Here is a 12,337-nt window from a genome sequence, read left to right on the forward strand (position 1 = left end):
GGTTACGGCGGATGCGCGCTTCGCGCTTATCCGCCCTACGCATGTTTCGGTCGTTGTGCGTGGGGAACGGCGGATGCGCTTCGCTCCGATACGTCGGACCGATCCGCCCTACGTAAACCACGGCAGCTCGCGTAGGGCGGATAAGGCCGCAGGCCGCATCCGCCGTAACCAAGCCACGCTGTATCCGCCGAAATGTCTATAACCTCGCCAGTTCCGCCTCGGTCTTCAACCCAAACACCTTACGCATAAACGACGCCGCCGGACAGAATCCGGTAAAGGACTGCTGAAACAGATTGGCGCCCACAAAGACCGTCAGCCAGACAAAACCGGGGTGAGCCCAGTAGGTCAGAGCAACGGACAGCAGGATCATAAAACCGGCGAAAGCGGTGACAGCACGTTCAAGACTCATGGTAATTTCCTCGTTTGCTTGCGTTGTTAAAGCCGTTGATTAAAACGCGTATCGAATGCGTGCATACGCGTTGTTGTTGTCTTCGAATTGCCCGAAGAAACTGTGGGTTTCCTCTCCGAAGAATAGGTTAAAACCGGTACTCAGGCTCAGATTGTCGTCAAAGCGATAATCGAACCGCGGACGCACATGGCCATCCTCATCGCTGGGGGAGTAGAACGCGAACAGGGACAGGGTCATCGTGTCCCGGGCATCCCGCCAGGTCAGTCGGGTGGTGACCAGAGTGCGGTTCTGCTCCGCCTCCCATTCGGGATTCGGGCTGTTAAGCACCAACTCGTCATGGTTCTGGGTGTGCTCGAGGTACAGTTGCAGGCTGCCGGTCAGACGGGTCAACAGTTCTTTCTCGTAGCCAACCAGGGCGCGCCACTGACTGTTGGGTGTTCGCGGGTCCGTGCCGCTCGGGTCGTCGAGACTGTCGTGGTGCGACACCTCGGCATTGAACAGTCCCGGGCCCAGGGGCAGGCGAACCGAGCCGCCCAAGGCGCGCAGGCGCGAGAAGGTGGGCTGACCATCCGAACTCAAAGCCGTGGGGCTCTTGTGGAAACCGTCGTAGCCATACAGGGCCCACTCGGTGGAACCGATGTTGCGATAGACGCGCAGGGCGAGTTCATCGTCATCCGGAGTGTCGGCCACAAAGGCCTGGGCTTCGCCGATGATCTGGTCCTCCATGGGATTGAATACCGACAGGCGTTCGCCGCGCGGGTAGACATCGGGTTCGAACTCCGGTGTCCAGGCCAGCTCGATATTGCCGCGGTCAAAGTAGCCGGACAGACGCAGCGCATCCTGCGGCGCCTTGAGGTATTCATCGTCCCGACCGATAAAAAATGCCTGCCAGTCTTTGGCAAACAGATCATTCAGAAACACATAATCCCCGGTGCCCCAGGTCATCACCTGACGGCCCAGCTTCGCATCCAGGTGATCGCCGATGCCGTTACTGACGGTCAGCTCGCGTGCCTGGGCGTCCCATTCGCCGAGCACCTCGTCATAGACCAGGTCACCCTTGACGGTGTACTGAAACCGGCTCGTCGAGCCGTCGGTTTCCAACCGGGCCCGGGCTTCCCCCAGACTCAGCCGGTCGTGATGGGGACTGCGGTCCAGGCGCGAACCCGCGCCCAGCTCGATAAAGCCATAGAGCGGGAACGCCGGGCCGGCCTCTTCTTCCCAGTCGCCGGTTTCCCAGTCATCCCAACCGTCGTCGGTCTGTGCCAGCAACGGACCGCTCAAGAGCAAGGGGCTGACCAGCAGTGACCTGATCGCAAGCGACGTCCAACGCATGAATGAGGCTCCTTCAGTTCAACCAGTCAGTGGGCGGGTTGCGCAGGCTGCGCTCGGAGAAAATGTTCTCCGGAATGCCCAGGTCGTAGCGCACGTTGCGGAACTGCATTTCGGTCTCACCGCCGGTGTCCAGATCGCGCATGATCGAGTGCACCACCGTCGGATAGCCTTCGATGGTTTCAATCTTTTTCACTTCCATCTGGCGATACACCTCGCCCCGGTCGTTGTAGTAGTCGGTGCCCACCGGCAGCAGAGTCTCCCGATCGATGGTGACTTCGTAGTGGCTGAACTCGACCTCGCTCGGGTCCTTGGCGGTGCCGCGCAGGCGGTAGTGTTCGTCGGTGGTTTCCAGCAGCTCATAGTCATCCAGATCGGTGGAGCGGCCGGAGACATCTTCATAGAAGAAATGCGAGCCCACAAAGGAGGTGCGCTTGTCGCCCGCCGAGATGCGCTTGACCAGGTCCAGCCCGGGCAGATACAGCCAGCGATCATCGTCCGTTTCGGTGCGCTTGATCACCCGGAAGACGGTGTTGCGCACGTCCGCCGGGCGGGAGAAGAAAACCATCATGTCCTGGGTCTGATTGTCATCCCGGGTTTTGCGCAGGATAGTGAACTGGCGGACCTGCCGCCGGCCCTGGTTGTCGGTGATCAGCATGCGCGCTTCGCTGCGACCGTCGTCACCGGAGTAAAACGCGACGCGTTCGGCTTTGCGCACAATCTCGCGCGGATCGGTCAAGGCTTCATCGGCCTGAGCGCCTACGGCGAACAGCGTCAGGGCCGCGGTTGCCAATACAGTTTTGATGTTCATCATCAGGTTCTCCATTCAATTGGTTAGGATGCGCGAAACAACCAGCGTTGCAGCAGGGTCATGACCGTGGGCAGCAGGATCAGGGTCACCAGGGCGGACAGCGCCATGATGGTGGCCAGGAAAAAGCCCACGGTGATGTAGGGCACCAGTGGTGCCACCAGCAGCGGGGTAAAGCCCACGGCAATCACAATGGCGTTGCGGGTAATGGCCCGGCCCGGCTCCAGGAACATGAGCTGCATGGTCTTCGACCAGTCGCCGGTTTCGCGGAAATAGGCCCGGGTGCGCTCCACAAAATGAATCGCGAAGTCGATGGACAGCCCCAGGGTCAGCGCCGAGAGCACGGCTATGGGCATGTCGTAATCCTTGCCCACCCAGCCGATCAGGCCGTAGATCCCGGTGATGGTCAGGGTGAGGGGCAGCATGGCGACAATGCCGAAGGCCACGGAGCGGAACAGCAGCATCATGATGATCAGTACGATCACAAAGGCGCTGATCAGACTGCCTACCATGCCCTCGACCATTTCCGCCTGCCAGACCACATTGAGGTAGGACTTGCCGGCCCATTCGAGATTAAGACCTGCGGGCAATGGGTTGTCCTGCAAGTACTGGTCTACCGACTCCACCACCGCGGTCATATCCTGGTTGTCACCGCTGGTCAGTTGCAGCCACACCAGGGATTCGCGGTAATCCGGCGTGACGAAGTGCCACAGATCCTGGGGACGGTGGGAGGACTGATATTGCAGCAGCGTCTGGGCCACGGCATCGGCGGAGTCAGGCAAGCGATAATCCTCCGCTTCGCCGGAGCGCAGCTCGCGGTTCACGGTTTTCACCACGTCGGCCAGACTGTTGCTCTTGCCCACCAGGCCGGTGCTGGCCAGGTGTTGCTCGAGCTGCTGGATATATTCCAGATTCTCCGGCTGCAAAAACGCCTGGCTCTGGCTGTCGAGTTGTTCGAGTTGGTTCATCAGTGCTTCCAGGGCGTCGGCATCTTCACCGCCCACCTCGAACAGACGATCGTCCAGGGCCAGAATCAGGTCGGACAGAGACTCGGGGCTGTCCAGTGTCTGGTCCTTCAACCATGTGCGGGTCGCTTCGCTCAGTGACTCGTTGGTGCTTGCATCGGTCAGCGCGGACTGGGCCTTGTCGACCGCGTCACTGCTGGACTGGAATACCATAAAGGCATCGTAGGTACCCGCGAAGTGATCGTTCAGCACCCGGTCGGCAATGCGCAGCTCGTGGTCGGACTTGAACCAGCGAACCGGATTGTCGTTGATCTGGATCTGGGTGATTCCCCACACCGACACCGCAAAGAGGGCAACAAAGCCGACCGTCCAGAGTTTGGCGTGGGAACGGGCCAGTTTGCCCAGGGGCGGCAGTACACGGGCCACCAGGGAACGATCTTCGGCCGGCAATTTATCCACCATGCGATCCAGGGTGGCGGGGTTCAGACTCACCAGATAGGCCGGAATGAAAATGATGGTGGAAAGAAAGGCCAGCATGATGCCCAGGCCCACAAAAAAGCCGAAAATCTGCACCGGCGGAATGGGGGTCAGCATCAATGACAGGAAACCGATAGATGAAGTGACCGAGGTGAACAGCATCGGCGTGAACAGATGGCCCATCACTTCGGTAACGACCTGGCGCACACTGCTGCCCTTGCGGTAGCGGTCGGCAAACTCGGACATGATGTGCACCGAATCCACCACGGCGATGGGCATCAGGAAAATGGCGATCATGGAAGACATGATATGAACGGTAAAACCGGCCCCGATCAAGGCGCCCATGGTGATCAATACCGTGCTCACGGAGACGATCATCGGTGCCACAATAAAAGGGATGTTGCGGAAAAACACCCACAACAGGATGAAGATCACCAGGCCTGCCAAGGGGGCGGAAATGCCCATCTGAACAAACATTTCATAGCCGAAGCGGTCCTCGGCGATGGGCAGACCGGTGATGTGCCAATCGTCCCCGGCCTCAAAGCCATCAATGTGGGACTGCAGCTCCCGACCAATCGCGTAGCTCTGGTTCTTGTCTTCAATCGGCACGTAGATGGCGGCCGCCTTGCCGTCCTCTGACACCAGGGTGTTGAACAACAGCGGCAGGTCTTCCACGTTCTCGCGGATGGTCCGGGCCTGTGCCTGAGTGTCCGGTGGCTCGCGCATCATCCACTCAAAACGCAGAGTGCCCGCGCCTTCCTGGGTAATGTTGTCGACATTCGACAGGGACATCAGATCCGGGGCAATTACCCCGTCCAGCCCTTCGGCAAACTCACTCAGGCTGTGCAGGTTGGCCAGGGTTTGCGGGTTGTACACGGATTGCTCGTTCACCACGCCCACCACAATGGTGTCGTGCATATCGAAGCGCTCCTTCACTTCGTTGTGAAATACCCGGGCGGGGTTGTCCGTCGGTAGCATGTTCTCCGGGTCCGTGTCGATCTGAATCAGCGGCAGCAGGGCGCTGAACGCCAGGGTCAAAAGGCCCAGCCCCCAAAATACCGCCTTGCGGTGGTTAAGCGCCAGATTTAGCAAGCGTCGGGCCATCAATGAATCTCCAGTAGCGAGCAATAGCAATAGTGTTGAGAGTTATCTAAATTAGAAATATCTAATAAATATACTAAAGCTTGAAAGGGTTGTCACGGGGATATCGATTGATTCTATAAATTAGAAATATCTAAATTATAATTTTTTAATGAAAAGACGGTGAGTGTCACGCAGGAAGTACCTGCGAGCCAATGGCATGGGGCCCAAAAGACCCGGAGAGGTGTTCGAGGTAGGTCGGTCAGGTAGGGTGGATAAGCGGTGAAGCCGCGTCATCCACCAAGGCGACCTGGCGGTATGATGGCACTGAAGGGCTGGGTCAGTCGTTCAATCGAGGTAGGGTGATAAAGAATTCGCTACCCCCCTGAGGTCCATCCCGATAGCCGACTTCGCCACCCAGTTGGCGGCTGATCTCGCGGGTGATTGCCAACCCCAGCCCGGTACCGGGCAGCTTCCGTCGGTCGCTACCATCGGCCTGAGAGAACCGCTTGAACAATTCGCTGCGAAAGTCTGGCGCAATACCGGGACCCGAGTCCCGCACGCGAATTTCAATAACGTTCGCTTGCGGTGCGACCGAAATTTCCACGGCACCCCCCTCGGGAGAAAATTTGATCGCATTAGAGATCAGGTTGTTCAGTGCCTGCATCAGGCGCGTGCCATCGACGTTGACTTGTACCTCTGGCCAGCTATCTGGCGCTACCAATTGAACGTCGTGCTGTGCTCCGTAGCTGGTCATCGAGTCGATGGCTTCATCCAGGAGTGGGCCGACAGTCTGCTGCTCGAAATTCATCGGCATTTTCCCTGCGACGAGTTTCTCCATATCCAGTAGGTCATTGATCAGTGAGGACAAACGGTCTGCGTTTCGTTGAGCGGTATGAAGCATCTTTGCGGCTCTATCTGACATCGAGCCCAAAGCGCCTCCGGCCAGCAGGCCAAGCGATCCCTTGATCGACGTCAGGGGAGTGCGAAGTTCATGGCTGACCGTGGCGATGAATTGATCCTTCATTCGCTCCAGTCGGCGCCGTTCGCTGATGTCTTCGATCAAGGACCAGATTACAGGCCGTCCGTCCGGATCCTGGCTGAGCATGCCCTGCAGTTTTACCGGGTAGCGACTACCATCCTTGCGGATGTACTCCTTCTCGAAAGGGCCATACCGTCCCTGGGTTTTCAGATCGTTCAGTGCCCTCTGTTCGTCTTCAGCGTATTCCTCGGGGGTGATCTGCCAGTAACTCAACTGAACAAATTCTTCGCGGGTGTAGCCGGTGGGTTTGATCAGCGCATCGTTCAGATCAATGAAGCGACCGGTTTTGTAGTCGTTTAACGCCATGCCGATGGGGGCGAACTCAAACAGGCTGCGGAACCGGGTTTCATTTCGCTCAAGTGCCTGTCGCGCCAGCTCTTGATCGTGAATATCGTGCAGGTAGCCGTGCCAAAGGGTGCTGCCGTCACTTAGACGCTCTGGGCGCGCCTGTCCCGCAATCCACCGATAATGGTTATCTCGCGTTTTCACCCGATAGGTTCCCTGCCAGGTTTTGAGGGAGTGGTTCGACGCCTCTATGGTTTGTGTGATTGCCTCCAGGTCGTCGGGGTGAATGGTCTCAAATACGGAACTGGCATCTCTGGCGGCCTGGTCCGGTCTGATACCATAAAGGCTTTCGATCTGATGAGAGCTGAACGGAAAGGTCGATCTGCCATCCGGGAAAAGCCGATACTGATATACCATGCCGGGCAGTTGGGCCATTAGTTTGTTCAATCGCTCATTCCCGGTATCGCTTTCCAATAAGTCTGAAACCCAGCGCGTGAGCAGTCGAATGAACAAACGGTCGGTCTCGTCAAAATCCTCTCCTCGTTGGCTGGACGACGAGAAGTTCAGAGTGCCGAAGGATTCACCTTCGACCGTCAAAGTGACGCCTATGTAAGAGCCCAGGGGTAGACTCTGATAGCACGGGTGCTCGGCGTATGGGCTGCTCGGGGCATCCGAAAGAAACAGTTCCGTCTCTCCCCCGGAAAAGAGCAATTGACACCAGGTGGCGTCCAGGCTGAAGGTCTGTCCCGGCTGAATGCCGGTGTCCGGCTCGGCATCGACCCAGCGAGCGGTATACACGTCACTCTCGATCTTGCTGATAATAGCCAACTCCATGCCGAGAAACTGTCTCGCCTTGGCGAGCGCGTAACACAGTTTGTCGTTGACCGTCTCTCGCGTATTGAAAGCGATATCGTTCAGAAGCACCAATACTTCGTGGTGTTTGTTCAATTGAGCGAGCGATTCTTTTTCGCGGGAAATGTCGACAATCAGCCCTTCAAGAACTCTGTTTTCTGACCTGCTTCCTGCGACCGCACGTCCGCGCTCCTCTACATGGTGAATGCCTCCGGTGCGATGGCGTATGCGGTACTCGAGGTGCCAGTCCTCGTCGTTATCGACCGCGCTTTGGATGGTTTGGGCAACCCGCTCAACATCGTCGGGGTGGATCAGTGTGGTGAGATTGATTTCGGTGTTGTTGATCAGCTCCTCGGCCTTGTAGCCGCTGAGGGTTTGGACCTGATCGTTGACGTAAAGTACAGTCGAGGGGGTGTCGTGTCGGCACCGGTAGGCAACCCCTGGCATGTTGGCGATCAGGGAGGAGAACTCTTCGAGACTTTCTTCGATGGTCTGTTGGGCTTTAATGTCCCGGCTGATGTCGGCATGAGTGCCATACATCAGCAGAGGTTCCCCCTCGGCCGTCCATTCGAAGACCTGCCCCCTGTCGTGCACCCATACCCAATGCCCTTGCTTATGACGCATTCGTGCCTTGCAGTCATAATGTCTCGTCTCGCCACGGAAGTGGGCGTTCAGTAGCGCTTCGGACTGGGCCAGATCGTCCGGATGCGCAAGACTCATCCAGGTGTCGATCGATATGGGCGCCAACTCGGCCAATGTATAGCCGACGATTTCTGCCCAGCGTTCATTGAAAACCGTTTCGCCCGTTTGTACATTCCATTCCCAAGTGCCCACATCGGTGCCTTCAATAACCAGGCGGGCTTGTCGCTCGCTGTCTACCAGCGCTGACTCCAGCTCCAGGCGAGAAGCGCTGATGGGGGCTTCGCTCCGCATCAGGTTTTCGCTCAGAGACACGAGGTCCTTCAATTGGTTGTACTGATCCGCATCAATTGACCGGGGGCGAGTATCGAGCAGGCATAAAGTCCCAATCGGGTGATCGTCGGAATCCCGGAGCGCGGCACCCGCGACGAAACGGACAAAAGGTTCTCCGGACACCCACGGCGAATCTCTGAATTGTGGATCGACTGACGCATCTTCGACGGTGAGCGGGTCAGAGGCGGAGGCACAAAGTATGTGCTCCAGTATCCGGTCACCTTCTGGTATGCCGGAAAGGGCTTGTCCGTCACTGCATACCAGCCGTTGTCGACCATTATCCGTCAGTGAAATCAATGCAATCGGCATGTCGAGGAGCTGTCTCGCCATGCGGTTGATCCGCTCGAGGTCAAGTACGGGGGTGCTGGATGTACTCATAGATGTTATGGCTCTATACCCAACCCGGAGGGTTGTGGGTCAATCGGACAAGGCTAAACACACTTGGTTGCGGCCGGAATCTTTTGCGTCGTACAGTGCGTGATCCGCTTTTTCGATCAGCGTGTCGGGCAGTGCATCCGGAAACTGGTCGCTGTCGGTAACGCCTGCAGAGAGCGTACAGTAAAAATGTCGACCGTTGCCAAAAAACCGTATCCCTGCAAATGCCTCGCGAAGCTCATCCACTAACTGAACGGCTTTCTCGGCGGTGCATCCCGGCAGTACCAGAGCGAACTCTTCACCCCCGTAGCGACCCAGGCGGTCCGTGGCCCGGAAGTGTTGCCGCAAAAACGTCCCTACAGAGCTGATGACCAAATCACCTACCGCGTGACCATATTGATCATTGACCGCTTTAAAATGATCAATGTCCAGCATCACGACACTGAACGGCCTTGCGGTTCTTCTGGAGGCCTGCCATTCCGCCTCAAGGGCTTCTTTGATGCTGGCGTGGGTCATGAGGCCGGTCAAGCCGTCTCGCGTCATCGCGTGCTTCAACTCCCGAAGGCGCCGGACCCGGCTTTCGCTCAGGCTGACAAGCAGCTTTGGATCGACCGGTTTTTCCAGAAATGCATCGCCACCGGTCATCAGGGCCTCGGTGCGCTTTTGCGGGTTCGACTCAGCGGACAGGTACACAATGGGGAGGTTGGCCCAGCGCTCGAATTGGGATAACACGGCCACCAATTCAACGCCCGACACATCAGGGAGGGACAGATCCATAAGAATCAGTTCCGGGTCGAACTCGCTGACCACCTGAAGCAGTTTGTCGGGTTCACTCAGCCAACGCACCTCCATTCCGGCGTGCTCCAGAATGTGCTGGCAGTATTGAGCGAGTGGCGCGTCGTCTTCAACAATCAGAACCCGCTCGGGCTCACCGTCTTTCATTTTCAGTAGCCGAGCGGCATACGCCGCAAGCTGGGGAACGTCCAATGGCTTGGCAAAATAGCCTCGTGCGCCACTGCGGACTGCTTGAAGTCTGGCGCGATATGTCTCTTCCGCTCCGGTAAAGATGATTGGACAATGAAAACCGGCCAACAATGGCTTCCAGTAATCTGAGCCGACTGTCTCAGAGTCCTCAATAGTAGAAGCGCGATGATCAACGATCAGAAGGTCGGGAGTGGGGGCATCACGCTGATTCAACTCAGCGGCATCACGCAAATGTCTGACTTCAAAGCCAAAACTCTGTAGCTGCTGACCTACATACTCAGCCAACATGGCGTCTCTCTCCAGCAGCCAAACCTGGTGTTGACCGTCGGTGTCACTCGTTGAACGCGACTCCAGTCCCAGGGCGCTTTCACCACGTTCATCCGCTCGTAGTGCCTTCTGAAGAAGCTCGGCCCAGTGGGTGGTGGATAACCCCGAGGTCTGGCTTTTTTTTCCGTCAAGGTGGTCCGCCAGCCGTCGCTCCAGGGCTCTGGCCTGGTGTCCCAGCTGTGGGAATCCGAAGGTTCCGGCGGACCCGGCCAAGCGGTGCAGGGCGTGGTGTAGTGCCTGCATGGAATCGCTTTCTGGAGAGTTTTGTCTGGCAGTGCCCATGACGCTTTCAATCTCGGCCAGCTCTCTTTTAAGGCGTTGACGATAAGCGGCTTTCAAAGAGTCCAGACGGGAGTTCAAAACCTGGGTGTCGGAGAAGTCAGCCATTAATTCGATCCCAAATCGCTCGGACATCATCGGCCAGTATCATGGGGTCGAAGGGCTTGCGCACGACATCGTTCACACCCAGGCTCCGATAGCGGTCGAGCTCCTCTGGGTGCACTTTGGCCGTCATGAACGCCACTGCGGTCTCGGAGCTGATGGACCCCTGACGGCGCAAGGCTTCCAGGGTCTCGGGGCCATCCATTTCAGGCATCATGACATCCAGAAGCAGCAGTTGGGGCTCAAAAGCATCGACGTTCGCCAGAGCCGCTTGGCCGGACTCGCAGACGAGAACGTCAAGTCCCCCGAGATCGCGCAGCGCCAGGGTGGCGATTTCACGAATATCCGAGTCGTCCTCGACATACATGACTTTCTCGAGTGGGGGCATGCTCAGGTCTCAATTTGAAGGTTCATTTCTAAATTAGCAGACTCCGATTCAGTAATCCACCAATGACCAGGCCTTCGTTTGGACGGCCCCGTCCCGACGGCATACGCGAGTTTTTAGGCCTGCAGACAAGCGAAGTTAGGCCAAATACCAATAAATTAGAATATGCTAAATTAGATATGTTGACAATTTGTCGATATTGCGTTTTTATGATGTCACTGTCAATACGGAGGCGGAAATCCGAATGAACGCATTCACCGCGGGTCTGGAAGAGATGCAGGCCCACAGCCGCGACGCGGCCAACCTGCTGAAACAGATGAGTAATGAGCACCGGTTGATGGTGCTTTGCACCCTGGGGGCCGGGGAGATGTCCGTGGGCGAGCTGAACGAGCACATTCCCCTCAGCCAGTCGGCCCTGTCCCAGCACCTGGCCAACCTGCGTCGGGCGGGCCTGGTGGCGACCCGCAAGGAGTCCCAGACGGTGTATTACCGCCTGGCGGGAGACAAGGCCATGCGCGTGATCCGGGTGCTGCAGTCCATTTATTGCCCGGGGTTGATGCCCGAGCAGGCCGAGGCGTAAGTAGCGATTACAAACGGATACCACGACAGGTTGCGTAGGGCGGATAAGGCCGCAGGCCGCATCCGCCGTAACCGAACCACGCTGCATCCGCCGTAACCAAGCCTCGCCGCCCCAACGCCACCCGGCCGCAATCCGAACATCAAACATCCAATACCGGAGGCCCCATGCCCAAACAACCGTTGGTCGAACCCTTTCTCGATCCGGATACCGAAACCTTCAGCTACGTGGTCTACGACCACGAAGTCGGCCACGCTGCAGTGATTGACCCGGTGCTGGACTACGACCCCAAGGCCGGCCAGACCAGCACCGAGGGCGCCCAGCGGCTGGTGGATTTCGTGCGCGAGAAACACCTGACGGTCGACTGGATCTTTGAAACCCACGCCCACGCGGATCACCTTTCCGCCGCGCCCTTTGTGCGCGAGCAGGTCGGCGGCGAGCTGGCCATTGGAGATCAGATCGTCCAAGTGCAGGAAATCTTCCGTAAGATCTTCAACTTCGAGAAAGAATTCCTGCCCGATGGCAGTCAGTTCGACAAACTGTTTGCCGAAGGGGAGACCTTCACTTTTGGCGAGCTGGAGGGGGAGGTGATCTACACCCCCGGCCACACCCCGGCGGATATGGCCTGGCGGATTGGCGATGCGATCTTTGTCGGCGACACCCTGTTTATGCCGGACCGGGGCACGGCCCGCTGTGACTTTCCGGGCGGTGATGCGCGCCGGATGTACCGCTCGGTGAAGAAGTTACTGGAGTTTCCGGATGAATACCGGATGTTCATGTGCCACGACTACCCGGGTGAGGAGCGCGACCACCAGTGTGAAACCACCGTGGGGGCCCAACGCAAGGGCAATATCCACGTGGGTGAGGGGAAAAGCGAAGACGAATTTGTGCAGCTGCGGGAGGAGCGAGATGCGACCCTGGGAATGCCGCGGTTGATTCTGCCATCGGTGCAGTTGAATGTCCGGGCGGGCCAGTTCCCGCCGGCGGAGGATAACGGTACCCGGTATTTCAAGATTCCGATCAATACGTTGAGTGGGTGTGGTAAGCCGTAAATTGTTGTGTGAGAGGTGACGGCGGATGCGGCCTCCG

Annotated in this window: 9 protein-coding genes; 2 read left to right on the forward strand and 7 right to left on the reverse strand. The window is 57.7% G+C overall.

All coding sequences use genetic code 11. The features are described from left to right. Positions 1 to 196 precede the first annotated feature (196 nt). The 7 genes from B3520_RS12705 to B3520_RS12735 all read right to left on the reverse strand — a co-directional run bounded on the left by B3520_RS12705 (position 197) and on the right by B3520_RS12735 (position 10,674). Positions 197 to 409 carry a YgaP family membrane protein gene (locus B3520_RS12705; protein WP_123637808.1) on the reverse strand — a complete coding sequence of 71 codons (213 nt, stop codon included), beginning with the start codon at positions 407 to 409 and terminating at the stop codon, positions 197 to 199. A gap of 39 nt (positions 410 to 448) precedes the next feature. Then, the gene (locus B3520_RS12710; protein ID WP_286806985.1) at positions 449 to 1,741 is read right to left on the reverse strand and encodes a hypothetical protein; all 1,293 of its coding nucleotides are present in this window, start codon (positions 1,739 to 1,741) and stop codon (positions 449 to 451) included. 13 nt (positions 1,742 to 1,754) lie between these two features. Continuing rightward, positions 1,755 to 2,552 (reverse strand): outer membrane lipoprotein-sorting protein, encoded by a 798-nt coding sequence (locus B3520_RS12715; RefSeq protein ID WP_286806987.1) that lies wholly within the window; start codon positions 2,550 to 2,552, stop codon positions 1,755 to 1,757. Positions 2,553 to 2,572: 20 nt separating this feature from the next. Then, the gene (locus tag B3520_RS12720) at positions 2,573 to 5,092 is read right to left on the reverse strand and encodes an efflux RND transporter permease subunit (RefSeq protein WP_286806988.1); all 2,520 of its coding nucleotides are present in this window, start codon (positions 5,090 to 5,092) and stop codon (positions 2,573 to 2,575) included. A gap of 316 nt (positions 5,093 to 5,408) precedes the next feature. Next, a complete protein-coding gene (locus B3520_RS12725; RefSeq protein ID WP_286876190.1) occupies positions 5,409 to 8,597 on the reverse strand; it encodes a PAS domain-containing protein in 3,189 nt (1,062 codons plus the stop codon). A gap of 39 nt (positions 8,598 to 8,636) precedes the next feature. Beyond that, positions 8,637 to 10,292: a diguanylate cyclase gene (locus B3520_RS12730; protein WP_286806991.1), complete on the reverse strand. Its 1,656-nt coding sequence runs from the start codon at positions 10,290 to 10,292 to the stop codon at positions 8,637 to 8,639. Next, the gene (locus B3520_RS12735) at positions 10,285 to 10,674 is read right to left on the reverse strand and encodes a response regulator (protein ID WP_286806992.1); all 390 of its coding nucleotides are present in this window, start codon (positions 10,672 to 10,674) and stop codon (positions 10,285 to 10,287) included. Before B3520_RS12735 ends, B3520_RS12730 begins: the two co-directional genes overlap by 8 nt. 241 nt (positions 10,675 to 10,915) lie before the next feature. Here B3520_RS12735 and B3520_RS12740 point away from each other — a divergent pair, with 241 nt between their 5' ends. Together B3520_RS12740 and B3520_RS12745 are read left to right on the forward strand one after the other, a co-directional pair. Then, a complete protein-coding gene (locus B3520_RS12740) occupies positions 10,916 to 11,251 on the forward strand; it encodes an ArsR/SmtB family transcription factor (RefSeq protein WP_286806993.1) in 336 nt (111 codons plus the stop codon). Between the two features lie 164 nt (positions 11,252 to 11,415). Beyond that, the gene (locus B3520_RS12745) at positions 11,416 to 12,300 is read left to right on the forward strand and encodes an MBL fold metallo-hydrolase (protein WP_286876193.1); all 885 of its coding nucleotides are present in this window, start codon (positions 11,416 to 11,418) and stop codon (positions 12,298 to 12,300) included. Positions 12,301 to 12,337 lie beyond the last annotated feature (37 nt).

It is taken from the genome of Marinimicrobium sp. UBA4509 (assembly GCF_002388575.1).
GTDB classification, from domain to species: domain Bacteria; phylum Pseudomonadota; class Gammaproteobacteria; order Pseudomonadales; family Cellvibrionaceae; genus Marinimicrobium; species Marinimicrobium koreense.

Bases quoted from the DNA above. Each gene is read 5' to 3' on its own strand.
- B3520_RS12735 (WP_286806992.1), bottom strand. From the start codon at position 10,674: ATGCCCCCACTCGAGAAAGTCATGTATGTCGAGGACGACTCGGATATT.
- B3520_RS12715 (WP_286806987.1), bottom strand. From the start codon at position 2,552: ATGATGAACATCAAAACTGTATTGGCAACCGCGGCCCTGACGCTGTTC.
- B3520_RS12740 (WP_286806993.1), top strand. From the start codon at position 10,916: ATGAACGCATTCACCGCGGGTCTGGAAGAGATGCAGGCCCACAGCCGC.
- B3520_RS12745 (WP_286876193.1), top strand. From the start codon at position 11,416: ATGCCCAAACAACCGTTGGTCGAACCCTTTCTCGATCCGGATACCGAA.
- B3520_RS12705 (WP_123637808.1), bottom strand. From the start codon at position 409: ATGAGTCTTGAACGTGCTGTCACCGCTTTCGCCGGTTTTATGATCCTG.
- B3520_RS12730 (WP_286806991.1), bottom strand. From the start codon at position 10,292: ATGGCTGACTTCTCCGACACCCAGGTTTTGAACTCCCGTCTGGACTCT.
- B3520_RS12725 (WP_286876190.1), bottom strand. From the start codon at position 8,597: ATGAGTACATCCAGCACCCCCGTACTTGACCTCGAGCGGATCAACCGC.
- B3520_RS12710 (WP_286806985.1), bottom strand. From the start codon at position 1,741: ATGCGTTGGACGTCGCTTGCGATCAGGTCACTGCTGGTCAGCCCCTTG.
- B3520_RS12720 (WP_286806988.1), bottom strand. From the start codon at position 5,092: ATGGCCCGACGCTTGCTAAATCTGGCGCTTAACCACCGCAAGGCGGTA.